The organism is Sphingopyxis chilensis (assembly GCF_035930445.1).
Taxonomy (GTDB): Bacteria; Pseudomonadota; Alphaproteobacteria; order Sphingomonadales; family Sphingomonadaceae; genus Sphingopyxis; species Sphingopyxis chilensis.
Genome location: NZ_CP142394.1, coordinates 3230772 through 3254665, shown reverse-complemented (window position 1 = coordinate 3254665; position 23894 = coordinate 3230772). Strand labels below are relative to the sequence as shown.

Below are 23894 nucleotides of genomic sequence, written 5' to 3'. Positions count from 1 at the left end.
ATCGTTTATTTTTGTTTTTGCTTCGTCAGGTGAGCCCCAGCATCGTTCGGTTGAGCGCCGGATCGCTGCCGCCCGCGAAATCGTCGAACGCCTTGTCGGCCTTGCGGATCATGTGCGCGGCGATGAAGGGCGCGCCTTCGCGCGCGCCGTCTTCGGGATGTTTCAGGCAGCATTCCCATTCGAGCACCGCCCAGCCGGCGTAGCCGTACTGCGTCAGCTTGGAGAAAATGCCGCCGAAATCGACCTGGCCGTCGCCCAGCGAACGGAAGCGGCCAGGGCGATCGACCCAGTCCTGAAAGCCGCCATAGACGCCCGAGCGGCCGGTCGGGTTGAGTTCCGCATCCTTGACGTGGAACATGCGGATCCGCTCGTGATAAATGTCGATGAACTGGAGATAATCGAGCGCCTGCAGCACATAATGGCTGGGATCGTAGAGGATGTTGGCGCGCGGATGATTGTCGACGCCCGCGAGGAAGCGTTCGAAGGTGATGCCGTCGTGCAGATCCTCGCCGGGATGGATTTCATAGGCGAGGTCGATGCCCTGATCGTCGAAGGCGTCGAGGATCGGCCGCCAACGCTTCGCGAGTTCGCCGAACGCCTCCTCGACCAGCCCGGCAGGACGCTGGGGCCAGGGGTAGAGATAGGGCCAGGCTAGCGCGCCCGAAAAGGTCGCATGGGCATCGAGGCCCAGCCGCCGGCTTGCCTTGGCGGCAAGGCGAAGCTGCTCGACCGCCCATTTCTGCCGCTCGGTGGGTTTGCCCTTTACCGCATCGGGCGCGAAGGCGTCGAATTGGGCGTCATAGGCGGGATGCACCGCGACCAGCTGGCCCTGCAGATGCGTCGACAGCTCGGTGATCTCGACCCCCGCTTCGCGGCAGGTCCCGGCCAGCTCGTCGCAATAATCCTGGCTTTCGGCGGCCGTGGCGAGATCGATGCAGCGAATGTCCCAGGTCGGGATCTGGACGCCGACATAGCCCGCGTCCGCCATCCAGCGCGCCGCCGAGGGCAAGCTGTCGAACGGCGCGGCGTCGCCCATGAACTGCGCGAGGAAAACAGCCGGACCCTTCATGCGATAGCCTTTCGCGTCACGTGCCGGTCACTTGGCGGTTGCGGTCTTGAGATAGGCGATCAACGCCGCGCGGCGCGCCGGATCGGCCACTTTGACGACCATGCGCGTGCCGGGCACCTTCTTGGTCGGCGCGGCGAGATATTCGTCGAGCGACTTTTCATCCCAGCGAATCTTAGAGGCCTTGAGCGCCGGGCTATAGTTGAACCCGGCGACCGAGCCGGCCTGCCGGCCCATCAGGCCATGCAGATTGGGGCCCATCACGCTCTTGCCGCCCGCCTCGAGCGTGTGGCAGGCCTTGCACGCGGCGAAAGCCTGCGCGCCCGCGCCTTGGGCCGGCCCGGCATACGCTATGGGCGATGGCATGATCATTGCGGCAGTCAATATTGCACCCGCCAGTGGCAGGGCGAACAGAAATTTCATTATCCTCTCCCGTCTGGAAACAGCCGGTGCGATGATGTAACCGTTTGAAAGCGAATAAGGCAAACAATTTTACGAATTCTGGCAGAGGGAATGCGATGAACGGTCGGTCGAAAATTCGCTATGGCATGGTGGGTGGCGGCGAGGGTGCTTTCATCGGTGCGGTGCACCGTATGGCCGCCGCGCTCGATAGCGAATATGAATTGGTATGCGGTGCGTTCAGCACCGACGCCGACCGCAACCGGCGGAGCGCCGAAACGCTGGGACTCGATCCGGGCCGCGCCTATGCGACCTTCGACACATTGCTCGCCGCGGAAGCAAGGTTTCCCTTGGGCGAGCGGATGGAAGCGCTGGCGATCGTCACGCCGAACCATCTCCACGCCCCGATGGCGATCGCCGCGCTCGACGCGGGTTTCCACGTCCTGTCCGAAAAGCCGATGGCGCTGGATCTTGCGGAGGCGAAGGCGATCGGCGCGGCCGTCGCGCGCAGCGGCAAGCTCTATGGCCTCGCCTTCACCTATAGCGGCTATCCGCTGATCGAAGAGGCGCGGGCGCGCGTCGCACGCGGCGATTTCGGTGCGATCCGGCTGGTGCAGGTCGAATATTCGCAAGGCTGGCTCAGCCGGCCGATCGACGCGGATGGCAACAAGCAGGCCGAATGGCGCACCGATCCGGCGCGCGCGGGCCTCGGCGGCTGCCTCGGCGACATCGGGACGCACGCTTTCCAACTCGCCGAGCATGTCTCGGGTCTTGCGGTCGAGTCTTTGAGCGCCGAGCTGACGACGCAGGTTCCGGGTCGCCGCCTCGACGACGATGTGGCGGCGCTGTTGCGCTTTGAAGGCGGCGCGCGCGGGGTGCTGAAGGCCAGCCAGATCGCCGCGGGCGACGAAAACGGCTTGCGGCTGCGTATTCATGGCGAGGAAGGCGGCCTCGAATGGTCGCAAATGGAACCGAACAGCCTGACGTTGCGCTGGCTCGACCGGCCGACCGAGGTGATCCGCGCCGGCGGGCCGGGTCTCGGTCCCTCGGCAATGGCGCGGCTGCGCATCCCGGCGGGGCACCCCGAGGGCTATATCGAGGCGTTCGCCAACCTCTATCGCAGCTTCGGCCGCACCCTGCGCGCTGGCGCCGCGACGCCGCCGCCGCGCGGCGCCGCCGACTGGTTTCCCGGAATCGCCGACGGCCTGCGGACGATGGCCTTCGTCGAAGCGGTGGTCGAGAATGCGTCGGGTGAGGCGAAGTGGACTTCACTCGCCGGCTGACGGAGAAGGACGTCAGCTCCGGTAGTCGGCGTTGATGCTGATATAGCCGTGCGTCAGGTCGCAAGTCCAGACGGTCGCGCGGCCTTCGCCGAGGCCAAGGTCGGCGCCGACACGGATATCCTGACCTTTCAGATGCGCCGCGACGGGCGCTTCGTCGTAACCGTCGACGGGCAGGCCGTCCTTGGCGACCCAATGATCGCCGAAGCGGATGGCGAGCCGGTCGCGGTCGGCGGGTTCGCCCGCCTTGCCCACCGCCATCACGACGCGGCCCCAGTTGGCATCCTCGCCCGCGATCGCGGTTTTCACGAGCGGTGAATTGGCGATGGCGAGCGCGACGCGCTTCGCACTCTCGTCACTGACCGCGCCGGTCACCTGCACCTCGATGAATTTCGACGCGCCCTCGCCGTCGCGCACGACCTGATGCGCGAGGTCGAGCGCGACGTCGCGGATCGCCGCATAAAGCGCGTCGGCGCCCGGGTCATCGCGGGTGGTGAGTGTGGAATTGCCCGCCTGTCCGGTGGCGAAGAGCAGCACAGTGTCGCTGGTCGAGGTGTCGCTGTCGACGGTGATGCTGTTGAAGCTGCCCCCCGTCGCCTCGCTCAGCATGTCCTGCAGCAGCGCGGGCGCGACCGCGGCGTCGGTGAAGATATAGCCGAGCATGGTCGCCATGTCGGGCGCGATCATCCCCGATCCCTTGACGATGCCTGCGACGTGGATGGTCCGGTCGCCGATTATCGCGCTCGCCGCCGAGCCTTTCGCGAAGGTGTCGGTAGTGCAAATGGTTTCGGCGGCGGCTTCCCAAGAGCAGGGCTCGGCAGTCAGCGCGGCCTCGACGCCCGCGCGCGACTTGTCCTTCGGCAGCGGGACGCCGATGACGCCGGTCGAACTGACGAAGACTTCACGCGCGTCGCAGCCGAGATGCCCGGCGACCTGTTCCATGATCTGCTCGACCGCTTCGCGTCCGCGATAGCCGGTAAAGGCGTTGCTGTTGCCCGCGTTGACGATCAGCGCGCGGCCGTTGCCGCCCTTTACCTGTTCGCGGCCGAGTTCGACTTCGGACGAGCAGCAGACATTGCGCGTGAACACGCCCGCGACCGTGGTGCCCGGCGCGAGTTCGACATAGGTGAGGTCGCAGCGGTCCCATTCCTTGTACCGCGCGCGCGCGACGCGGCGCGTGACTCCGGCGATGTCGGGGAGGGCGGGGAAGGCAGCGGGGGCGAGGGGTGAGCGGGTGGTCATGCGCGGCGCATAATCGCTATCGCGCCAAAGCAAAACCCCTCCCGCAAGCGGGAGGGGCAGTGAGTCTTGCGAGCTTGCTCGCTAGTGGCAGCGGGGAGGGATAGCGACGCTAAGGTTCTCCCCCAATTCCTCCCGTAAGCGGGAGGGGACGTATTACGCGGGAATGCCGCTGATCGACTTCACTTCCATGAAGTCCTTGAGGCCGAACACGCCGCCCTCGCGTCCGTTGCCCGACGCTTTGTAGCCGCCGAACGCCGCGCCCGGGCCGGGGCCCCATGCGTTGACCGCGACCATGCCGGCGCGCAGCTTCGGCGCCACATCGGCGGCCTTGGCGGGATCGCCCGAGATCACCGCCGACAGGCCATATTCGGTGTCGTTCGCGATATCGACCGCCTCGTCGAGGTCGCCATAGGCCATGATCGTCGCCACGGGTCCGAAGATTTCCTCGTTGGCGATGCGCATGTCGCGCGTGACGCCCGAGAAGACGGTGGGCTTGATATAATAGCCACGATTGACGTTCGAGGGCAGGCCGGTGCCCCCGGTCTCCAGCGTCGCGCCCTCGTCGATCGCCGACTGGATCAGGCCCTGGATCTTGTCGAACTGCGCCTTGTTGACGACGGGGCCGATGTGGCCGCCTTCGGCCTGCGGGTCGCCGACCTGCGTTCCGTCGAACATCGCCTTGATGACGCCGACCGCTTCGGCTTCGCGCTCTTTCTGGACGAGAATCCGCGTCGGCGCGATGCAGCTCTGGCCCGTGTTGACGAGCACGCCCTGCACCGTCGGCGGCAGCACCGCCGCGAAATCGGCGTCGGGCAGGACTATGTTCGGCGACTTGCCGCCGAGTTCCTGATGAACGCGCTTGACGGTGTCGGCCGCCGCCTTGGCGACGAGGATACCCGCGCGGGTCGATCCGGTGAAGCTGACCATTTCGATGCCGGGGTGCGCGCTGATCGCGTTGCCGACGGTCGGGCCGTCGCCCTGGACGAGGTTGAATACGCCCGGCGGTACGCCCGCGGCTTCGAGGATTTCGGCGAAGATCACCGCATTGCCAGGGCATTCTTCGGAAGGTTTGAGGATCATCGTGTTGCCCGCGGCGAGCGCCGGAGCGACCTTGAGCGCGATCTGGTTGAGCGGCCAGTTCCACGGTGTGATCATGCCGACGACGCCGATCGGTTCATAGGCGATCATGCCCGCCGCATATTTTTCGGTGAAGCTGAAATCCTTGAGCGCCGCGATCGTGCCCAGGAAGCCGCCGATGCCGGCGCCGACCTGCGCGGTGCCCGCGAAGCTGACCGGGGCGCCCATTTCGGACGCCATCGATTTGGCAAGGTCGGGCGCGCGCTTCTTATATTCCTCGACGATGCGGTTCAAAAGGTCGAGCCGTTCTTCGCGCGTCGTCTGCGAGAAGCTCTTGAACGCCTCCTTCGCCGCCGCGACCGCGTCGTCGACGTCGGCGGCGGTGCCGAGCACGACGGTCGAAGCCGCTTCCTCGGTCGCGGGGTTGATCACGTCGTGGAGCTTGCCGCCCTTCGAATCGACCCATTGGCCGCCGATGTAATTCTGCTTGAGGTGCGTTTCGGTGCTCATGTCCTGTCTCCCATCGGCGGTGAATCCGTCTCGGATTGCTACCTAATCACTGTGGCGGATGAATCAAGCAAAGGCCAACTGCCAATTGCGACAGCTCAGCGCTTTTCAGCGGAAAGTCGTGACATCAATATGGCGGCGCGCGTCGCCTGGCGCGCGATGCTGGGAATATCGACCGTCTCCTCGGGCCCGTGGTCGCCGGTGGAATAGGCGCCGAGTCCTGCGAGGCTGTCGACGTGCGGCGCGACGAAGCTGATGTCGGCGGCGCCGCGCTTGAGCGGATCGAGCGCCGCCATTTCGGCGAGGCCGAGGTCGCGGTTGACGGCGTTGAGTCGCGTCAGCAGCGCGCGATTGCCGTCGGTCGGCGCCATCGCCGGATAGCCGCCGGGGTCGAAGGCGAGGGTCGCGCCGGCGCCCGGAGCATGATCGGCGACGATCGCCGCCATCTTCGCCTTCACGCGCGCCGCCTGTTCGGCCGAAAGCGTGCGCAGGTCGCCGCGCGCGATCGCGGTCGCGGCGATGATGTTGGTCTTGCCGTTGGCGCTCGCGCGGATCTTGCCTTCGTCGAGCGACACCTGCTCGCCCCCCGCGACCAGCCCGACGTTGAAGGTCAGGTTGGGCTCGGGCAGCTCGGTGCGAAAGCGGTGGATGACGCGCGCGAGTTCATAGATCGCCCCGTCGCCGGCATCGGCGCTGAAAATCCCGGAGCTGTGCCCCGTCTTGCCCGTCGCGGTGACCTGCCAGCTTTCGGACGACCGGCGCGCGATCGAACTCATGTCCGCGCCGTTATCGCGGACGAGGCCTTCAAATCCGAGCGCGACATCGACGCGCTTGCCGGCCGCGATCAGATCGGCGCGCGCCGCATCGAGCGGATCGCCGGTGTCCTCCTCGTCGCCCGTCATGTGAAATTCGATGTTCGCGTCCTTCAGCGTGCCCGCCTTGTGCATCGCGCGCAGCGCCGCGACGACGACGACCATTCCGCCCTTGTCGTCGCCGACACCCGGACCCTTGGCCTTGTCGCCCATGCGCTCGAAGCACTGGAAGGGCGAGTCGGGTTCGAACACCGTGTCGAGGTGCGCGATCAGCAGCAGGCGCTTGGTATCGGGCTTGCCGACATGCGTCGCGATCAGGTGGCCGGCGCGGCCGGTATCGCGCATCGGTTTCCATTCGACCTTGAAACCCAGCGGTTCGAGTTCGGCGCGCATCATCGCCCCGACCTTCTCGACCCCCTCGAGGTTGAGCGAGCCGCTGTTCTGGTTGACCAGTTTTTCGAGCAGCGCGAGGCTGCGATCGCCTTCGGCCTCGACCGTTTTTGCCATACCGCTTTCGGTTTGACTGAGCTTCGCATGTGCGGCGGGCGCGAGCGCGAGTTGAAGGGCGACGAGCGCGGCAAGCGGCATTGATTTCATGGAAGACTCCTCCTGATGCCTCCCTTCTGCCGCCTCCGACCACCCGCCGCAACCTCGTCAGCCGGGATAGGGCGACTGCTTCAGCAATCGCGCGAGATGCGCGGCGTTGGCGGCGACCATCTTCGCGGTTTCGGTGACTTTGCGCGGCCGGTGTTCGAGGTCCTTGAAATCGGTTGATCCCATCGCCTCGCCGACCCAATAGCAGGCCGCGACCGCAGGGATCGTCCAGCCGACATCGTTCAGCGCCTGGAATATCTGCGACGAGACATGGTGCGCGCCATCCTCGTTGCCGACGATCGCGGCAACCGCGACCTTGGAGTAACTTGGCATCCGCGCCTTGTCGTCGGTTTCGGACAGGAAGGCGTCCATTCGCTCCATGACCAGCTTGGCTACGCTCGACGGCTGGCCCATCCAGATCGGCGTGCCAAAGATCAATATGTCGGCGGCGAGGATGCGCTCGCGGATCTGCGGCCAGTCGTCGTCCGGACCCTCGTTCGACCTTACGCCCCATCTGACGCGGTGCGCGGCGATCCGGATCGGGTCGGCGACCGTCACGCCTTGCGCTTCGAAATGTTCGGCGAGCACCGCGATCATCGCGTCGGTCGAGCTTTTGCGCCCGCCGGACGAGAGCGAGCAATTGATGGCGGTGGCGGTAAGGGGGGCGGCCATGATGGCTCCTTCGCGGGTTACGTCCCCCGCAAAGGAAGCCGCGGCGGCGCGCTCAGGTTCCTTGCCGCACCATGAAAATATCGCCGCCGAGGCTGACGAGGAACAGATTGCCCGCGCTGTCCTCGCCAAAGGAGGCAATCGAGTTCAGCGTCCCCGCATCAGGCGCGAAATCCTCGTTCCGCCGCGCGAAACGCGACGACGCGAGCGTCTGCCCGGGGACGAGGCCGGAGAAGGGTACCGTCCAGATATTGTCCGAGACGAAGTCGGCGAAGACATATTGACCCTGCAGCGAGGCTACCGGGCCGCGATAGACATAACCGCCGGTAACCGAGTTGCCCTGCCGCGGGCCGTCGCCGTGACCATATTCGGCGACCGGATCGGTCAGGCCGCCGGGGATGGTACCGGTATAGGGCTGGGATCCTTCCTTGAAACGCCAGCCGAAATTGAGCCCGGGTTGGCTGGTCGTCACCATATCGATTTCTTCGACCGCACCCTGTCCGACGTCACCGATGATCAGTGTCGATCCGGAGAAGGAAAAACGGAACGGATTGCGCAGGCCGAGCGCGAAGACATAAGGATCGCCGCCGCCCGCCAGATAGGGATTGCCCGGGGCAGGCGTGAAAAAGGTCGGCGAAGTGCCGGCATAGGGGTCGGCGACCACCCTGATCCGCAATATCTTGCCGAGCCGCGAATTGGGGTTCTGGGCGTTGTTGCCGGGATCGCCTGCGCCGCCGCCGTCGCCTACTCCGACGTAGAGAAAGCCGTCGGGGCCAAAGGCCATCGCGCCGCCATTATGGTTGTTCGCCCCGGGATGCGGAATCGAAAGCGTGGCCAGCAGCCGCGGCGTGGCGCCAAAACCATATTCGCGAATCTCGATGTCGCCGGCCGCATTGGTGCAATAGATCATGAAGCGATCGGAATTCGCGGGATCGGGCAATAGCGCCATGCCGAGCAGGCCGCGCTCGCCATCGGTCGACAGATTGCCGATCGTGAAGAGCAGCGTCTTCGCTCCGGTCGAGGGGGTCAGGCGATAGACGGCCCCGGCCTTTTCCAGCACATAGACGTCGCTGCTGCCCGGGATGCCGAGGAGGAAGGTCGGCTGATCAAAGCCGGTGCCGACGCGCTGGACCGATATGCCCTCCTTCGAATTGGTCACCGAGACATTGACCGTCTGGGTGATACTCGCTCGGCCGTCGCTGACGCCGATCCGCACCGAATAGACATTGTCGCCGTCGGCATCGCCCGGAAGGTCATAGTCGGGGGCGGGGTCGAAGCGCAGCGCACCGGCGGCGGTGATCGAAAAGCGCGCCGCGTCGGCGCCGCCGTCGATAGCGAAGGTCAGCGCGTCGCCGTCGGGATCGGTGGCCGCTGCCTGATAGGCGGCAATGCTGTTTTCGGCGATGCTCGCGGTCTGGAGTGACGTGAATTCCGGCGGGGCATTCGGCCCGGGAGGCGTTCCGCCATCGCTCCCTCCGCCACCGCAGCCGGTCAGGAGCAGCGGGGCAAGGAAAAAGACGCATATCCGCATGATCCAGAACCCCTTTTTGCGATTTTGGTCGCGGCAAGGTGGCATGTGCGAACGGTCGGCGCAACCGCGCTGTCCGGAATTATCGGGAAAGCGCGTCAGGCCGCCTCGTCGACCTCTTCGAAATCGTCGAGCTTGCCCAGCGCGTCGCGGGCGATCCGCTTGAGCGCGGATCGATTGACCTGAAGCCCTTTCGCACCGTCGCCCGTCAGCTCGTCGATGGCGAACGCCACCCGGGTCCGGTCGGGCGCCAGCTCCTCGAAAGTGAATTTGAGGCCGGTGCTGAGCGCACCATCGTCGACGCTGTAGATCAAATGCGCCTCGCGCGGGATTTCCATCGCGACGGCGATCTTGACCTTGTACGCATCAGGCCTTTCGTCGGGGACCAGCTTTTCGAACCCGGGTTCGCCCTTTTCGGCGACGAGTTCGTAGAGCCGCGTCGATCCGCCGTTGGTGACGAGCGGCAGCCCCGCGAAGGCGCCATCGTCGCCGAACATTTTGGCGAACACTTCTTCCCGCGGCGCGGCGACGGTGCGCGTCTGGTTCACCAGTTCGATCATCTTGCCGCAGCCGGTGGCAAGCAAGGTCGCGGCAGCCAGAATCATGATACGCATCATCGAACATCCCCCTCGATCTCGTCCAGCTTTTAGCCGCGACCGCTTACCAAAGCGTAATCGCGGGGCGTGGGTGTAAAGAGTGTTTGACACCCTGAGGTGCTGGCTGTAAAGAATGTTTGACAGGTGAAAGGGCGTGCGTTGGAAAATCGGGTTCGCGAACATCGCGAGGGTGCGGGGTGGAGCCAGGGCGAACTGGCCCGTCGGCTCAGCGTGTCGCGCCAGACGATCAACGCGGTCGAAACCGACAAATATGACCCGAGCCTGCCGCTGGCCTTGCGGATGGCCGCCTTGTTCAAGGTGGACGTGCGTAAGCTGTTCATCGATCATTGGACTCCGGAGAGCTGATATGACGACGCAGGTTCCCGCCATTTCATGGCGCAAGATGGGGCTGCAGGCCTTGGCCGGCGCGGTCGCGGGCGCAGTCGCTATGATCGGGGCGATGCGGCTGCTGGAGGGGGAGGCGCTCGCCTGGCAGCCGTCGCAGATCATATTGGCGGGGATCGGGATGATCTATCTGCTGATGGGATTGTTCGTCGGAGTGGGAATCGCCGTTCCGGCTCGGGTCGGACAGCGGCTGCTCAACGTGGCCGATGCGGAAGAGCTCGTCGAGGAACGCGCGAGCATGAGCGGCAGCGCGCTGACCTGCATCGCGATTGGCGCGATCCTGACGCTCCTTGCCTATAGCACGGTCGAGGGCGCGACCACGCCGGTGACGGCGACGACGGCGTTCTGGATCATGCTGGCGTTGCTGGTGGCGGGCACGCTGGTCTCGATCGCGATGTGGCGCCGGTTCGACGAATTGTGGCGGCAACTGACGATCGACGCATCGGCGATCACGGGCAATATGTTGCTCGGCGTCTGCGTGATTTGGGGCGGAGCTGCCGCGGCAGGGCTGGCCCCCGCGCCGCATCCGCTCGACCTGATCTCGCTGGCCTTCGGATCCTTTCTGCTCGCCACCTTCATCGCGGCGGGACGCCGGGGCATGATGACGCCGCAATAGACGGTCCGCAAAAGGAGCGGGAAAGGAAAGGGCGCCCGGTTCCCCCGAACCGGGCGCCCTCCTTGGCGTCGCTGATCGCGTGCGATCAGGCGCTGTAGTACATGTCGAACTCGACCGGGCTCGGCGTCTGTTCGAAGTTGTAAACTTCGGCCCACTTGAGCTCGACATAGGCTTCGATCTGGTCCTTGCTGAACACGTCGCCCTTCAGCAGGAAGTCGTGGTCGGCCATCAGGCTGTCGAGCGCTTCGCGAAGCGAGCCGCAGACGGTCGGGACTTCGGCCAGTTCCTCGGGCGGCAGGTCGTACAGATTCTTGTCCATCGCGTCGCCGGGGTGGATCTTGTTCTGAATGCCGTCGAGGCCCGCCATCAGCAGCGCCGAATAGCAGAGATAGGGGTTCGCCATCGCGTCGGGGAAGCGGAATTCGACGCGCTTCGCCTTGGCGCCGGCGCCATAGGGGATGCGGCACGAGGCCGAACGGTTGCGGCTCGAATAGGCGAGCAGCACCGGCGCTTCGAAGCCGGGGACGAGGCGCTTGTAGCTGTTCGTCGTCGGGTTGGTGAAGGCGTTCAGCGCCTTGGCGTGCTTGATGACACCGCCGATGAAATAGAGGCACATGTCCGAAAGGCCGGCATAGCCGTTGCCCGCGAAGAGCGGCTTGCCCTTTTCCCAGATCGAGATGTGGGTGTGCATGCCGCTGCCGTTATCGTCCTTGATCGGCTTCGGCATGAAGGTCGCGGTCTTGCCATAAGCATGCGCGACCTGGTGGACGACATATTTGTAGATCTGCATGCGGTCGGCGGTCTGCGTCAGCGTGCCGAAGGTCAGGCCGAGCTCGTGCTGCGCGGCGGCGACTTCATGGTGGTGCTTGTCGCAGGGCAGGCCCATTTCGAGCATGGTCGAGACCATCTCGGCGCGGATGTCGACGGCGCTGTCGACCGGCGCGACGGGGAAGTAACCGCCCTTCGCGCGCGGGCGGTGGCCGAGGTTGCCGCCTTCATAGCTGCGACCGGTGTTGGTCGGCAGTTCGATATCGTCGATCTCGAAGCCCGACTTGTTATAGCCGGTTTCGAAACGGACGTCGTCGAACATGAAGAATTCGGCTTCGGGGCCGACATAGACGGTGTCGCCGACGCCGGTCGAGGCGACATAGGCCTCGGCGCGCTTCGCCGTCGTGCGCGGGTCGCGGGCATAGCCTTCGCCGGTCGACGGTTCGACGATGTCGCAGAAGATGACCAGCATCGGGGTGGCCGAGAAGGGATCGTCATAGACGGCGTCGAGATCGGGCATCAGGATCATGTCCGACTCGTTGATCGCCTTCCAGCCTTCGATCGACGAACCGTCGAACATCAGGCCATCTTCGAGCGCGTCCTCGTCGATCACGCCGGCGCACATCGTCAGGTGCTGCCACTTGCCCTTCGGATCGGTGAAGCGCAGATCGACCCACTCAATGTCGTTTTCCTTGATCCGGGCAATGATATCCTTGGGCTTCGTAGCCATGGTCTGAACTTCCTTCTTGCGATGATGACCGGCTCTGCCGGTTTAGTTGAACAGGTTGGGGAGCGGCGGGTTTAGAGCGCGTCCTCGTTGCGTTCGCCGGTGCGGATGCGCAGCGCGGTCTCGACCGGAATGACGAAGATCTTGCCGTCGCCGATGCGGCCGGTCTGCGCGGCGGCGGCGATCGCTTCGACGACGCGTTCGGCCATACCGTCCTCGACGATGACCTCCAGCTTCACCTTGGGCAGGAAGTCGACGACATATTCGGCGCCGCGATAAAGTTCGGTGTGGCCCTTCTGCCGGCCGAAGCCCTTGGCCTCGGTAACGGTGATGCCGCTGACACCGACTTCGTGCAGCGCTTCCTTTACCTCGTCGAGCTTGAACGGCTTGATGATCGCCTCAATCTTCTTCACGCTTTTCTTCCCCCATTGGGTAATTCGCATCGCCCGCAATCAAAGCCGGATCAGGCCCGCCTGGTCCGGTTCGCGACCCGTGAGTCGCTGCGAGGCCCCGTCATGTTGCACCAATCAAGAGCCGTGCCAATTGGCGAATCGCAAGCTTTCGGTAAGATTTGTGGCAGGAAATTGCGCCATTGCCCAAGTGGTGAGCAATTGGCGGATCGGGGTGCCCAAAAAAGTGGCAGATCGCCTTTTGATCCTCCCCATCGCTTCGCGACAGGGAGGATTTGGAAGTTCACCGCCCCATCGGCGCCGAGGCGTCGGGCAGGTTCGCTTTCGTCCAGTTCGACCGGTCGATGACATAGGCGCGAAGCGCCTCGGCATCGGCGGGCGTCAGCACCTTGGCGAAACTCACCATGCCGCGATCCTTGAGCGCGCCGTCGATGATCACCGACTTCCACGCATCGGCGTTGGCGAGCGTGCCCGAGACGCGGAGGTCGGGGGTGAAGCCGTTGCCGATCGCGCTGTCGCCATGGCAGACGATGCAATAGCGTCCGAAATGCGCCTTGCCTGCCGCGATTTGCGCCGGCGTGCCGAACTGCGGGGGCGGATTCCACGCGAGCGTCGTCGTTGCCGGCGGAGCGGGGAGCTTCACCGTGCCGCCGATCTTCATCACGACGAGGCGCGGGATGTTGGGAACCTTGCGCGTCACGCCGCCCGCGACCCCGGCGACGAGCGGGAAGGCACCGCCCTTGCTCGTCTGGAAGGCGACATATTGGACGCCGCCGACGCGGTAGGTCGATGGCGCGCTGACGATTCCCGACTGCATGTCGAGGTCGAGCAGCTGCTTGCCGGTGTCGGCGGCATAGGCGCGGAAACGCCCGGTGCTCGTGCCCTGGAAGACGAGGTTGCCTGCGGTCGTCATGGTGCCGCCGTTCCACGCCGCGGGATGATCGACGGCCCAGGCGACCTTGCCGGTGCGCGGATCGAAGGCGACGAGGCGCCCGGTGGTCGCGGCGACCGCGGCGCGATATGCGGCCTTGTCGTCGGGCATCATCGTGCCCGTCAGCGAGGTGCCGATATTGAACCCCACGACCTTGCGCCGGTCGAGCTCGTTCATGTCAGCCAGATAGCCCTGCGGAATCTGCTGCGCCGGAATGTAGACGAGCCCTGTCGCCGGGTTGAAGCTCATCGGGTGCCAGTTGTGCGCGCCGAGTGCGCCGGGGATCGCGATGAAAGGCTTGCCCGTCTTGTAGAAGCGCGCCTCGGGATTTTCGATCGGCCGGCCTGTCGTCAGGTCATATCCGCTCGCCCAGTTGATCCCGTCGACGAAGGGCTTGGCGTCGATCAACGTGCCGGTGGCGCGGTCGATCGTGAAGAAGAAGCCGTTCTTCGGCGCGTGGTACAGCACCTTGACCGGCTTCCCGTTCACCGCCTGCTCCGCGAGGATGATCGGCTGGGTCGCGGTATAGTCCCACGTCTCGCCGGGCGTTTCCTGATAATGCCATTTATACGCGCCGGTGCTGGCATCGACCGCGACGATTGACGACAGGAACCAGTTGTCGCCCTCGCCGTTCGATCGCGTCCCATGGTTCCACGGATTGCCGTTGCCGACCCCCAGATAGACCTGGTCGAGATCCTTGTCGTAAACGATCGCGTCCCACACGGTGCCGCCGCCGCCCGAGGTCTGCCACTCGCCCGTGTCGGACCAAGTGGCGTTGCCCTTGGTGGCGAAAATGTCGTCGGAGGCGGCGCCGTCCTTCGCCTTCGTCGGGTTGGGTGCGGTGTAGAAGCGCCACCGCTCCTTGCCGGTGTCCGCGTCATAGGCGGTGACATAGCCGCGCACGCCGAATTCGGCGCCGCCGTTGCCGATCAGCACCATGTCCTTCACGACGCGCGGCGCGCCGGTGATGGTGTAAGGTTTCGACGTATCGAAGGTCTGCGTCGACCAGAGCTCCTTGCCGGTCTTCTTGTCGAGCGCGATCAGCCGCCCGTCGAGCGCGCCGACGAAGAGCTTGTCGCCCCAGACGGCAACGCCGCGGTTGACGACGTCGCAGCAGGCCGAAACCGCGCGTTCGCCGGGGACCTTGGGATCGAATTTCCATAGCGGTTTGCCTGTCGCGGCGTCCCAGGCGCTGACTTTCGACCAGGCGTGGGTCACGTACATCACGCCGTCGACGACCACGGGCGTCGCTTCCTGCCCGCGCGCATCGTCGAGGTCGGCGGTCCACGCGATGCCGAGGGTGCCGACATTCTGGTCGTTGATATCGGTCAGTGGGCTGAAGCGCTGCTCGTCGTAGCTGTAACCGATAGCGCCCCAATCGTCGCCGTTGCCGCCGGTCTTGAGCAGGGTCTCGCTGGCCCTTTCGGCTTCGTCGAGCGCGCCTCCGCCCGAGGCGCTCTCATTCTTGGACGCGTTGCATGAAGCCAATGCCAGTGCCGCGCAGCCCAGCAGCGCGGTCGTCCAGACCCGTTTCGCCATCTCGCTCTCCCTGTACGCCTATCGTTGACGTTAACGTCAAGACTGCGCCCGAAGGGGCGTGGGTGCAAGGGGAATATGAGGGGCGCGGATGGGGCTCTCCCATCGTCACCCCGGACTTGATCCGGGGTCCACGCGGGCCGGTACCGCGCTGGAAGTCATGGATCCCGGATCAAGTCCGGGATGGCGAAATGGGAATCACTAATACCGATCAGGCCCAAGGCGGGGCGTTCAGACCCGTCGGGCTCGCCGTGAAAATCTCGCAGCCGTCCTCGGTGATCCCGATGCTGTGCTCGAACTGCGCCGATAGCGAGCGATCGCGCGTCACCGCAGTCCAGCCGTCATTGAGCATCTTCACGGCATATTTGCCGGTGTTGATCATCGGCTCGATCGTGAAGAACATGCCGGGGCGAAGCTCGGGCCCGGTGCCGGGGCGGCCGGCGTGGACGACTTCGGGGGCGTCGTGGAACATCTGCCCCAGCCCGTGACCGCAGAAATCGCGGACGACCGAATAGCGGTGGCGCTCGGCATGGGTCTGGATCGCATGCGCGACGTCGCCCATGCGGTTGCCGGGCTTCGCCTGCTCGATCCCGAGCATCAGGCATTCGTAAGTCACTTCGACGAGCCGCTTCGCCTTGATCGGGACATCGCCGACCAGATACATGCGGCTGGTGTCGCCGTGCCAGCCGTCGACGATGCTGGTCACGTCGATGTTGACGATATCGCCTTCGCGCAGCGGCTTGTCGTCGGGGATGCCGTGGCAGACGACATGGTTGATGCTGGTGCAGCAGCTGTGCGTGAAGCCGCGATAGCCCAAAGTCGCGGGGATGCCGCCGCCGTCGAGCATCATCGTGCGGACGAGGTCGTCGATCGCGGCGGTGGTCACGCCCGGCTGGACGAAGGGGACGAGCGCGTCGAGGATTTCGGCCGACAGCCGCCCCGCCTTGCGCATACCGTCAAAGCCCGCCGCGTCGTGGAGCTTGATCGTGCCATCGCGCACGGGGGTGGGCGAGCCGGCGTCGGCGGTGGTTACGGAGACATAGTCGTACATGGGGATGATATAGGCGATGTGGCGCCGGATTGCGAGGGGAGTAAGCCCCTCCCGCAAGCGGGAGGGGCCGCAGGTGTTACTCCGCCGCCTTCTTCGCCTTGTCGGCCTTCGGTTTGCCCTTGCCGGCCTTGGGCGCGGCGGGGGTGATTTCGAAGGCGAGCGGATTGCCGACATGGGCGTCTTCGCCGGTCTTCATCTTCACCTTGACCTCGCCGCCATGGACGAGCTTGCCGAAGAGCAGTTCCTCGGCGAGCGGCTGCTTGATCTTTTCCTGGATCAAACGGCCCATCGGGCGCGCGCCATACAGCTTGTCATAGCCCTTGCCGGTCAGCCATTCGCGCGCCGCATCGTCGAGCTGGATATGGACGTTGCGGTCGGCAAGCTGCAGCTCGAGTTCGAGGATGAACTTGTCGACGACGCGCGCGACCACTTCGGGCGGCAGGTAGCCGAACGGGACGATCGCATCGAGGCGGTTGCGGAATTCGGGGGTGAACATGCGCTTCACCGCCTCTTCCTGCACATCCTCGCGCGTCGACTGGCCGAAGCCGATCGATTCGCGCGCCATGTCGCTGGCGCCCGCATTGGTCGTCATGATCAGGATGACGTTGCGGAAGTCGACCGTCTTGCCGTGATGATCGGTCAGGCGGCCGTTGTCCATCACCTGCAAGAGGATGTTGAACAGGTCGGGATGCGCCTTTTCGATCTCGTCGAGCAGCAGCACGCAATGCGGGTTCTGGTCGATCGCATCGGTGAGCAGGCCGCCCTGATCATAACCGACATAGCCCGGCGGCGCACCGATCAGGCGGCTGACCGAGTGGCGTTCCATATATTCGCTCATGTCGAAACGCTGGAGCGGGATGCCCATGATCGACGCGAGCTGCTTCGCAACCTCGGTCTTGCCGACGCCGGTCGGGCCGCTGAACAGATAGTTGCCGATCGGCTTTTCGGGATCGCGCAGGCCCGCGCGGCTCAGCTTGATCGCCGACGACAGCACCTCGATCGCGGTGTTCTGGCCAAAGACGACGCGCTTCAGGTCGGTTTCGAGGCTGGCGAGCGTCGCCTTGTCGTCGGTCGACACCGACTTGGGCGGGATGCGCGCCATCGTCGCGATCACGGCCTCGATCTCCTTGGCGGTGATCGTCTTCTTGCGCTTCGACGGGGCAACAAGCATCTGCATCGCGCCGACCTCGTCGATCACGTCGATCGCCTTGTCGGGCAATTTGCGATCATTGATATAGCGCGCCGACAGGTCGACCGCGGCATTGATCGCGTCGGGGGTGTAGCGCACCTGGTGATGCGCCTCGAACGCGCTGCGCAGCCCGGCGAGGATTTTCTTGGTGTCCTCCAGCGTCGGTTCGACCACGTCGATCTTCTGGAAGCGGCGCAGCAGCGCGCGGTCCTTTTCGAAATGGTTGCGGAACTCCTTGTACGTCGTCGAGCCGATGCAGCGGATCACCCCGCCCGACAGCGCGGGCTTGAGCAGGTTCGATGCGTCCATCGCACCGCCGCTCGTCGCGCCCGCACCGATGACGGTGTGGATTTCGTCGATGAACAGGATCGCGTGCGGCAGCCCTTCGAGCTCGGTCACGACCTGTTTCAGCCGTTCCTCGAAGTCGCCGCGATAGCGCGTTCCCGCGAGCAGCGCGCCCATGTCGAGCGAATAGATGACCGCAGGCAGCAGCACCTCGGGCACGTCGCCCTCGATGATCTTGCGCGCGAGGCCCTCGGCTATCGCGGTCTTGCCGACGCCGGGATCGCCGACATAGAGCGGGTTGTTCTTCGACCGGCGGCAGAGGATCTGGATCGTGCGATCGACCTCGGCATTGCGGCCGATCAGCGGGTCGACCTTGCCGATCTTCGCCTTTTCGTTGAGGTTGACGGTGAACTGATCGAGCGCGGTTTCCTTCTTGGATTTGCCGCCCTCCTTTTCCTTTGCCTCTTCCTTTTCCTCGGGCTCGGCCTGCGGCGAGGGCTTGCCGCCCTTGCCGACGCCGTGGCTGAGATAGGAAACCGCGTCGAGGCGCGTCAGATCCTGCTGCTGCAGGAAATAGACGGCATAGCTTTCGCGTTCGGAGAAGAGCGCGACGAGGACGTTGGCGCCCGTCACTTCATCCTTGCCCGACGACTGGACGTGCAGGATCGCGCGCTGGACGACGCGCTGGAAGCCCGACGTGGGCGACGGATCGCTGTGCCCCTCGACCTTCAGGCTGTCGAGTTCGGTGTCGAGATAATGGACGACCGCCGATTGCAGGTCGTCGAGCGCAACGCCGCAGGCGCGCATCACTTCGGCGGCATGATCGTCGTCGATCAGCGCGAAGAGCAGATGCTCGAGCGTCGCATATTCGTGATGGCGCTCGGAAGCGGCCTTCAACGCATTGTGTAGAGTCTTTTCGAGGCTTTCCGAAAAGGACGGCATGGTCTTCATCTCCTTGCGGGGACCAGGCCGGGGAGAGCGGCCCCCTTAGAAATGCAACGTGGCGATGCCGCCGCCCCACCGCAAGGGAAAAGCGGATGGCTTTGTGAAATTACGATGACGGAGTTGTGGTGTGGTTAACGGGGCGTTGGCGAACGGGATCGCGCTCGCGCAATTTTATTCCGAAGTTGTCAAAGTTCATATTCCCCTCCGGTAAAATGATACCCGTGGCGGGTTCCGGCAAGGCGAGGTTGCATTTCGGAAAAGGATGGACGCCGGCATGATGGCAGCGAGGTTATGCTGGCAGGATAATGTAGGACAGCGATTTTTTGCCCGCGCTGAACAGCGGCTATGGGGTGGAGAGTGGACATAAGCCCCAGATACAATCAGCGACCCTTCGCATCGTCGAAGTTAACTGAAGGGCCGAGGGTCTTTTCACGGTGCTTAAGCAGCGCGCCAATTCCCCAGCAACTGATCATTGTGCCCGTCACCCAGAAAGCTGCCTGATCCAAATCATTTACAACTTCAAAATGAACCAAGCCCAGCGACAAGAACATTCCTGCCAGAAATAATTCCGCTCGCTCGAGAAAATTCATCTGCGACGCTCCACCAATGTTTCGCGAAGTATGTCAGATCGCGCATACGGCCGCAATTGGTCGAAAGCCGTCGTCATCTTACCCCGCTCGGTCGACCATATCCATGAAGTCGCGCGCTGTGTTTCGCTCCTCTTCATCCTTGAACGCGATATCGAGGTCGGGCGCGACGCCGAGCATGTACATCAGCGCCCACAGCGCGAAGCGGCGGCCGGGGTTGGTTTCGAGGCCGAAATCGACGCGCATGCGTTCGGTGCCCGCAGCATGCGCTTGGGGGTGGATCGCCGCGATGTCGGCGGTGCCGAAGTAGCGGCGGAGCAGGTCGTCGAAATCCATGCCACGCTTTCGGCCGGTTCGTGCCGCTTGGCAAGGTCGCGCGACAGAATCCGCCGACCCGAAACCCGCCCGGTTGTCTTTGCCCGAGCGCCCCGATAGGGCGGCGTCCGTGAAGACCAGCATCGACATCGGGACCGACACTGCGGGGCAGGGCGTGCGCATCGACGTGCAGGAACTGCTCGCGACGCGGCTGCTTGTCCAGGGCAATTCGGGGTCGGGCAAGTCGCATCTCCTCCGCCGTATCCTCGAGGAAAGCGCCGCGCTGGTGCAGCAGATCGTGATCGATCCCGAGGGCGATTTCGTCACCCTTGCCGATGCCTATACCCATGTCGTGATCAACGGCGGCGACTATAACGAGCGCGAGATCGCGGCGATGGGCGCGCGCATCCGCGAACATCGTGCGTCGATCATTCTCAGTCTGGAGTCGCTCGACATCGAGGCGCAGATGACCTGCGCCGCGGCGTTCCTCAATGCGCTGTTCGATGCGCCGCGCGAGCATTGGTTTCCCGCGCTGGTCGTGGTCGACGAGGCGCAGATGTTCGCGCCGAGCGTCGCGGGCGATGTGTCCGATACCGTGCGCCGCGCGAGCCTTGGCGCGATGACCAATTTGATGTGCCGGGGGCGTAAACGTGGTTTGGCCGGGGCGATCGCGACGCAGCGGTTGGCGAAGCTCGCCAAGAATGTCGCCGCCGAGGCGAGCAATTTCCTGATGGGGCGCACCTTCCTCGACATCGACATGGCGCGCGCCGCCGACCTGCTCGGCATGGAGCGGCGGCAGGCCGAGGCGATCCGCGACCTCGAACGCGGACATTTCCTGGGGCTCGGCCCCGCGATCTCCCGCCGGCCGATCGCGGTGCGGATCGGTGCGACGCAGACATCGACGCGCCTCGGCACGCACGGCCTGATGCCGCTGCCGCAAGCGGACGGCGACGATATGCGCTCGATGCTGTTCACCGAGCTGGAGGCGCCCGCGGCGCCGCGCGTCTTTGCGCCCGAACCCGAACCGGTGGCGGCGAGCGAGGTCCTGCAGCGGATCGCGGCGAGCGAAGGGCTGCACGAGGATGTCGATGCGCCGCCGGTGCTCGATATTCTCGAGGCGGTCGAGGAGGCCGAGCAGAGCGACGCGGTGGTGATCGCGACGCTCGAAGAGATGTTGTCCGACCCCGACTGCGCCTTTCAGCCCGAATCCTTCCTCTATCAGGATTTTTCGGTGCGCTGCCGGATGCAGAAGCTGAAGAAGGTGCCGCTCGACCTTGCCGCCTTTCGCCGCCGCTTCGCGCTTGCCAAGGGCGGGGTGTTCGATCCGTCCGAGCCGCGCTGGCGCGAGGCGCTGATCGTCGCCGACCGGCTGCCGCACGACATGTTCGCCCCCTTCCTCCAGATCGCGCGCGCCGCGATGGATGGCGAACCCTGCCCCGACGATGACGTCCTCGGCCGCGCCTATGGCAGCCGCTCGCCCGGACGCATCCGGCGGCTGGTCGAATATATGGAAAAGCAGGGGGTGATCGTCGTGCGCGCCGATTTCGGCGGGCGCCGCTCGATCGGTATTCCCGAATTGGGGCTCAGCACCGAGGCGGAGTAAGACGATCCAGGGCAAATGGATAAGGGGCGCGTGCATCGGGCGTGCGCGCTAACCCTTCCGGAACAGCGCCTCCGCCGCGGCCTTCTGGCTCGTCGCGGCGCTACGGTGCGCCTTCACACGTTCGATCTCGGCTTCGAGGATTTCGATGCGCTCGCCCAGTTCGTCGACCGACAGCGGGTCGAGCGGCTGTTTGATCAGCGCCGCCAGAACATCGTCGCGGCGGCGGGGAAGGTCGTCATCGTCCATGGCGTATCCTCCTGGTCCCTAACGTCAATATCGGCGCGCGACTGTTGACCCGTGTCGCCGCACTGTCAATAAGGCGGGGCAGGGGTGCGGAATGACGGACCAGTGGGGGAATGAAGTGACTAGCGTGCCAGCAGAAATGACCGCCATCGCCATCAGCGCGCCGGGCGGGCCCGAAGTCTTGCAACCGACGGTACGGCCCGTGCCGCAGCCGGGGCCGGGCGAGGTGTTGATCCGCGTCGCCGCGGCGGGGGTGAACCGCCCCGACGTGCTGCAACGCATGGGATTCTATCCGCCGCCGCCGGGTGCGTCGGACCTGCCGGGGCTGGAAATCGCGGGGACGATCGCCGCGGCCGGGCCGGGGGGCGATCCCGAGCTTTTGGGTCAGGCGGTGTGTGCGCTCGTCGCGGGTGGCGGCTATGCCGAATATTGCACCGCGCCGGTGGGCAGCTGCCTGCCCGTGCCGAAGGGTTTTTCGATGCAGGAGGCAGCCGCGCTGCCCGAAACCATCTTCACCGTCTGGCACAATCTGTTCGAGCGCGCCTATGTGCGCGAGGGCGAGACGGTGCTGGTCCACGGCGGCACGAGCGGGATCGGGACGACCGCGATCGGGCTTTGCAAATTGTTCGACATCAAGGTGATCGTGACCTGCGGCAGCGCGGAGAAATGCGCCGCCGCGACCGCGCTCGGCGCCGATCTCGCGGTGGATTATTCGAGCGAGGACTATGTCGAGGCGGTGAAGGCCTTCACCGCTGGCCGCGGCGTCGACGTCGTGCTCGACATGGTCGGCGGCGACTATGTGCCGCGCAACATCGAATGCCTCGCCGACGACGGCCGCCATGTGACGATCGCCTTTCAGCGCGGCGCGAAGGTCGAGATCGATATTTCGCAGGTGATGCGCCGCCGGCTGACGATGACCGGATCGACGCTGCGCGCGCGCAGCGCCGAGTTCAAGGCGCTGCTCGCCGACGAAATCCACTGCACGCTCTGGCCGCGCCTCTCCGAAGGCGGGTGGAAGCCCGCGATGGACCAGGCCTTCCCGCTCGCCGAGGCCGCCGCCGCGCATATGCGGATGCAGGCGGGCGCGCATGTGGGGAAGATCGTGCTCATGGTGGGATGAGCCGAGGGAACGGCTTGCCATTTTCGGCGGTTAGGGAATCGGGGGGCAATCAAAAAGGACGATCTCTCCCGATGAATATGCGTAACCTGTTCCTTCCCGCCACCGCGCTCGCGCTTGCCCTGGCGGCCTGTTCGCAGCCTGCCGAAAGCGATAAAAACGCCACCGCCTCCTATGACGGCGAGGTCGCGCCCGATGGCAAGACGGCCGAGACGGCCCCGCCCGCGATCAAGCCGACCGACGTGCCGACGCGCGGCGGCGACGGTTCACCGATCGAGCTCGCCGCGCTGACCGAGGCCGATGTCGGCGGCGCGAAGCTCAAGGGCGAGCTCGCGTGCAGCTTCGCCGCCGAAGAGGGCGCAGAGCCGATCCTGCTTGCGCAGGGCGACGTCGCGTCGCAGGAGCCGTCGCGCGGGATCGTGAAGGTCGGCGATACGATCGAGACGATTTCGGCCAATGGCGGGTTCGACGCGATGGCGAAGGGCACCAAATTCTTCGGCAAGGGACTTGAACTGCGCGTCGCGCTCGTCGGCCCGGCCGCGGGCGGGGGCGAATCGCCGCCGCGTCCCGCGACGCTGACCGCCGACCGTGCCGATGGCGCGCAGCGCGTCTTCGCCGGACTGTGGCAGTGCAGTCCATAGGAGCCGAGCGGAATCACCGCGCAGCGGAGAGCGGTCGGGCGGACAAGCGCTCGTCCCGCTCGCCGATTAACCGGTCCACCAGCGCGTCAACGGCGCTTTCCGCGGCGGCGATCGATCGAGCGAGGCGTTCGTCGGCGAATTCGTCAAACTCGATCGCGATCGAACTGGCGTCGCGAAGCCCGATGTAGGCGAGGGGCGCTTTCAGGCCTGCCTCGACGAAATTGACGTCCGCCTGACGCCCGCCGGGGTCATATCCGTAATCGCCGCGCGCGCCGAGGATGACCGCCCGTTTTCCCGAAGGAAGCATCGGCCAATAGGGTTCTCCCTCGCGTTTCCGGTCAAAACCGAAGGTGACGCCGACGCGTACGATATTGTCGAGCCAGGCCTTCAGCGGCGCGGGCATACCGAAATTATACATGGGCGCCCCGACGACGACGATATCCGCCGCCATCAGTTCGGCGACCAGCCGGTCGCTTTCGGCCAGCCGGGCGTGCTGTGCGTCGCTGCGCTTTTCGGGTGGGGCGAAGGCGGCGGCGATCCATTCGGCATCGACGTGCGACGGGGGGACGGCCCCGACGTCGCGGTAGACGATCCGATCCTGCGGCCGCGCATGCGACCATCGGCGCACGAAGCGCGCGCTGAGCCGCCGGCTGTGCGAGCCGTGCCGGTCCTGACCCGAAAGGCCCGGCCGGGCGCTGGAATCGATGTGGAGTATGCTAAGCGCCGAGGCTTGCGGGATGCTCATGGGATAATCC

Annotated in this window: 23 protein-coding genes; 6 read left to right on the top strand and 17 right to left on the bottom strand. The window is 65.2% G+C overall.

Annotation, left to right across the window (positions count from 1 at the left end):
• Positions 1-25: 25 nt before the first annotated feature.
• Complete coding sequence (locus VSX79_RS15205; protein ID WP_326913768.1) at positions 26-1069, bottom strand: sugar phosphate isomerase/epimerase family protein; 1044 nt, start codon at positions 1067-1069, stop codon at positions 26-28.
• 27 nt (positions 1070-1096) lie between these two features.
• Positions 1097-1489, bottom strand: coding sequence for a c-type cytochrome (locus tag VSX79_RS15200; protein ID WP_326913767.1), 393 nt, complete (start codon positions 1487-1489; stop codon positions 1097-1099).
• 95 nt (positions 1490-1584) lie between these two features.
• Here VSX79_RS15200 and VSX79_RS15195 point away from each other — a divergent pair, with 95 nt between their 5' ends.
• Positions 1585-2748 (top strand): Gfo/Idh/MocA family protein, encoded by a 1164-nt coding sequence (locus VSX79_RS15195; RefSeq protein WP_326913766.1) that lies wholly within the window; start codon positions 1585-1587, stop codon positions 2746-2748.
• Positions 2749-2760: 12 nt separating this feature from the next.
• Here VSX79_RS15195 and argJ read toward each other — a convergent pair whose 3' ends face one another.
• From argJ to VSX79_RS15165, 6 genes are all read right to left on the bottom strand, one after another.
• Complete coding sequence (gene argJ / locus VSX79_RS15190; protein WP_326913765.1) at positions 2761-3987, bottom strand: bifunctional glutamate N-acetyltransferase/amino-acid acetyltransferase ArgJ; 1227 nt, start codon at positions 3985-3987, stop codon at positions 2761-2763.
• Between the two features lie 153 nt (positions 3988-4140).
• Positions 4141-5574: an aldehyde dehydrogenase family protein gene (locus VSX79_RS15185; protein ID WP_326913764.1), complete on the bottom strand. Its 1434-nt coding sequence runs from the start codon at positions 5572-5574 to the stop codon at positions 4141-4143.
• Positions 5575-5669: 95 nt separating this feature from the next.
• The gene (locus VSX79_RS15180) at positions 5670-6980 is read right to left on the bottom strand and encodes a M20/M25/M40 family metallo-hydrolase (RefSeq protein ID WP_407697228.1); all 1311 of its coding nucleotides are present in this window, start codon (positions 6978-6980) and stop codon (positions 5670-5672) included.
• A gap of 57 nt (positions 6981-7037) precedes the next feature.
• Positions 7038-7649, bottom strand: coding sequence for a flavodoxin family protein (locus tag VSX79_RS15175; RefSeq protein WP_179493976.1), 612 nt, complete (start codon positions 7647-7649; stop codon positions 7038-7040).
• Positions 7650-7701: 52 nt separating this feature from the next.
• On the bottom strand, positions 7702-9177 hold the full coding sequence (locus VSX79_RS15170) for a PQQ-dependent sugar dehydrogenase (RefSeq protein WP_326913763.1): 1476 nt from the start codon (positions 9175-9177) through the stop codon (positions 7702-7704).
• A gap of 95 nt (positions 9178-9272) precedes the next feature.
• Positions 9273-9788 (bottom strand): SRPBCC family protein, encoded by a 516-nt coding sequence (locus VSX79_RS15165; protein WP_326913762.1) that lies wholly within the window; start codon positions 9786-9788, stop codon positions 9273-9275.
• A 141-nt stretch (positions 9789-9929) separates the two neighbouring features.
• Here VSX79_RS15165 and VSX79_RS15160 point away from each other — a divergent pair, with 141 nt between their 5' ends.
• Both VSX79_RS15160 and VSX79_RS15155 read left to right on the top strand, forming a co-directional pair.
• Positions 9930-10136: a helix-turn-helix transcriptional regulator gene (locus VSX79_RS15160; RefSeq protein WP_179493982.1), complete on the top strand. Its 207-nt coding sequence runs from the start codon at positions 9930-9932 to the stop codon at positions 10134-10136.
• A 1-nt stretch (position 10137) separates the two neighbouring features.
• Entirely contained in the window at positions 10138-10791 is a 654-nt protein-coding gene (locus VSX79_RS15155) for a hypothetical protein (protein ID WP_179493984.1), read from the top strand.
• A gap of 85 nt (positions 10792-10876) precedes the next feature.
• Here the strand turns inward: VSX79_RS15155 and glnA are convergent, their stop codons facing one another.
• The 7 genes from glnA to VSX79_RS15120 all read right to left on the bottom strand — a co-directional run bounded on the left by glnA (position 10877) and on the right by VSX79_RS15120 (position 19556).
• Positions 10877-12289, bottom strand: coding sequence for a type I glutamate--ammonia ligase (glnA, locus tag VSX79_RS15150; protein ID WP_179493986.1), 1413 nt, complete (start codon positions 12287-12289; stop codon positions 10877-10879).
• 71 nt (positions 12290-12360) lie between these two features.
• Positions 12361-12699 (bottom strand): P-II family nitrogen regulator, encoded by a 339-nt coding sequence (locus VSX79_RS15145; protein WP_011540464.1) that lies wholly within the window; start codon positions 12697-12699, stop codon positions 12361-12363.
• Between the two features lie 280 nt (positions 12700-12979).
• Positions 12980-15166 (bottom strand): PQQ-dependent dehydrogenase, methanol/ethanol family, encoded by a 2187-nt coding sequence (locus tag VSX79_RS15140; protein ID WP_326913761.1) that lies wholly within the window; start codon positions 15164-15166, stop codon positions 12980-12982.
• Positions 15167-15374: 208 nt separating this feature from the next.
• Positions 15375-16214, bottom strand: a complete 840-nt coding sequence (map, locus tag VSX79_RS15135) for a type I methionyl aminopeptidase (protein WP_326913760.1) — start codon at positions 16212-16214, stop codon at positions 15375-15377.
• Positions 16215-16290: 76 nt separating this feature from the next.
• A complete protein-coding gene (clpA, locus tag VSX79_RS15130; RefSeq protein WP_179493992.1) occupies positions 16291-18630 on the bottom strand; it encodes an ATP-dependent Clp protease ATP-binding subunit ClpA in 2340 nt (779 codons plus the stop codon).
• A 383-nt stretch (positions 18631-19013) separates the two neighbouring features.
• Positions 19014-19223: a hypothetical protein gene (locus VSX79_RS15125; RefSeq protein ID WP_179493994.1), complete on the bottom strand. Its 210-nt coding sequence runs from the start codon at positions 19221-19223 to the stop codon at positions 19014-19016.
• Positions 19224-19301: 78 nt separating this feature from the next.
• Positions 19302-19556, bottom strand: a complete 255-nt coding sequence (locus VSX79_RS15120) for a hypothetical protein (RefSeq protein ID WP_179493996.1) — start codon at positions 19554-19556, stop codon at positions 19302-19304.
• Positions 19557-19665: 109 nt separating this feature from the next.
• Here VSX79_RS15120 and VSX79_RS15115 point away from each other — a divergent pair, with 109 nt between their 5' ends.
• Positions 19666-21138: a helicase HerA domain-containing protein gene (locus tag VSX79_RS15115; protein WP_179493998.1), complete on the top strand. Its 1473-nt coding sequence runs from the start codon at positions 19666-19668 to the stop codon at positions 21136-21138.
• 48 nt (positions 21139-21186) lie between these two features.
• Here the strand turns inward: VSX79_RS15115 and VSX79_RS15110 are convergent, their stop codons facing one another.
• The gene (locus tag VSX79_RS15110; RefSeq protein ID WP_326913759.1) at positions 21187-21384 is read right to left on the bottom strand and encodes a DUF1192 domain-containing protein; all 198 of its coding nucleotides are present in this window, start codon (positions 21382-21384) and stop codon (positions 21187-21189) included.
• Positions 21385-21520: 136 nt separating this feature from the next.
• Between VSX79_RS15110 and VSX79_RS15105 the strand changes: the two genes are divergently transcribed.
• Entirely contained in the window at positions 21521-22501 is a 981-nt protein-coding gene (locus tag VSX79_RS15105) for an NAD(P)H-quinone oxidoreductase (RefSeq protein WP_326913758.1), read from the top strand.
• Positions 22502-22572: 71 nt separating this feature from the next.
• Positions 22573-23139 carry a hypothetical protein gene (locus VSX79_RS15100; protein ID WP_326913757.1) on the top strand — a complete coding sequence of 189 codons (567 nt, stop codon included), beginning with the start codon at positions 22573-22575 and terminating at the stop codon, positions 23137-23139.
• A 13-nt stretch (positions 23140-23152) separates the two neighbouring features.
• On the opposite strand, the gene VSX79_RS15095 is transcribed toward VSX79_RS15100, so the two are convergent.
• Positions 23153-23884, bottom strand: a complete 732-nt coding sequence (locus tag VSX79_RS15095; RefSeq protein WP_179494007.1) for an FMN-dependent NADH-azoreductase — start codon at positions 23882-23884, stop codon at positions 23153-23155.
• Positions 23885-23894 lie beyond the last annotated feature (10 nt).

Bases quoted from the DNA above. Each gene is read 5' to 3' on its own strand.
- VSX79_RS15185 (WP_326913764.1), bottom strand. From the start codon at position 5,574: ATGAGCACCGAAACGCACCTCAAGCAGAATTACATCGGCGGCCAATGG.
- VSX79_RS15105 (WP_326913758.1), top strand. From the start codon at position 21,521: ATGACCGCCATCGCCATCAGCGCGCCGGGCGGGCCCGAAGTCTTGCAA.
- clpA (WP_179493992.1), bottom strand. From the start codon at position 18,630: ATGCCGTCCTTTTCGGAAAGCCTCGAAAAGACTCTACACAATGCGTTG.
- VSX79_RS15120 (WP_179493996.1), bottom strand. From the start codon at position 19,556: ATGGATTTCGACGACCTGCTCCGCCGCTACTTCGGCACCGCCGACATC.
- VSX79_RS15205 (WP_326913768.1), bottom strand. From the start codon at position 1,069: ATGAAGGGTCCGGCTGTTTTCCTCGCGCAGTTCATGGGCGACGCCGCG.
- VSX79_RS15165 (WP_326913762.1), bottom strand. From the start codon at position 9,788: ATGCGTATCATGATTCTGGCTGCCGCGACCTTGCTTGCCACCGGCTGC.
- VSX79_RS15110 (WP_326913759.1), bottom strand. From the start codon at position 21,384: ATGGACGATGACGACCTTCCCCGCCGCCGCGACGATGTTCTGGCGGCG.
- map (WP_326913760.1), bottom strand. From the start codon at position 16,214: ATGTACGACTATGTCTCCGTAACCACCGCCGACGCCGGCTCGCCCACC.
- VSX79_RS15125 (WP_179493994.1), bottom strand. From the start codon at position 19,223: ATGAATTTTCTCGAGCGAGCGGAATTATTTCTGGCAGGAATGTTCTTG.
- glnA (WP_179493986.1), bottom strand. From the start codon at position 12,289: ATGGCTACGAAGCCCAAGGATATCATTGCCCGGATCAAGGAAAACGAC.
- VSX79_RS15195 (WP_326913766.1), top strand. From the start codon at position 1,585: ATGAACGGTCGGTCGAAAATTCGCTATGGCATGGTGGGTGGCGGCGAG.
- VSX79_RS15100 (WP_326913757.1), top strand. From the start codon at position 22,573: ATGAATATGCGTAACCTGTTCCTTCCCGCCACCGCGCTCGCGCTTGCC.
- VSX79_RS15140 (WP_326913761.1), bottom strand. From the start codon at position 15,166: ATGGCGAAACGGGTCTGGACGACCGCGCTGCTGGGCTGCGCGGCACTG.
- VSX79_RS15180 (WP_407697228.1), bottom strand. From the start codon at position 6,980: ATGAAATCAATGCCGCTTGCCGCGCTCGTCGCCCTTCAACTCGCGCTC.
- VSX79_RS15170 (WP_326913763.1), bottom strand. From the start codon at position 9,177: ATGCGGATATGCGTCTTTTTCCTTGCCCCGCTGCTCCTGACCGGCTGC.
- VSX79_RS15200 (WP_326913767.1), bottom strand. From the start codon at position 1,489: ATGAAATTTCTGTTCGCCCTGCCACTGGCGGGTGCAATATTGACTGCC.
- argJ (WP_326913765.1), bottom strand. From the start codon at position 3,987: ATGACCACCCGCTCACCCCTCGCCCCCGCTGCCTTCCCCGCCCTCCCC.
- VSX79_RS15095 (WP_179494007.1), bottom strand. From the start codon at position 23,884: ATGAGCATCCCGCAAGCCTCGGCGCTTAGCATACTCCACATCGATTCC.
- VSX79_RS15175 (WP_179493976.1), bottom strand. From the start codon at position 7,649: ATGGCCGCCCCCCTTACCGCCACCGCCATCAATTGCTCGCTCTCGTCC.
- VSX79_RS15155 (WP_179493984.1), top strand. From the start codon at position 10,138: ATGACGACGCAGGTTCCCGCCATTTCATGGCGCAAGATGGGGCTGCAG.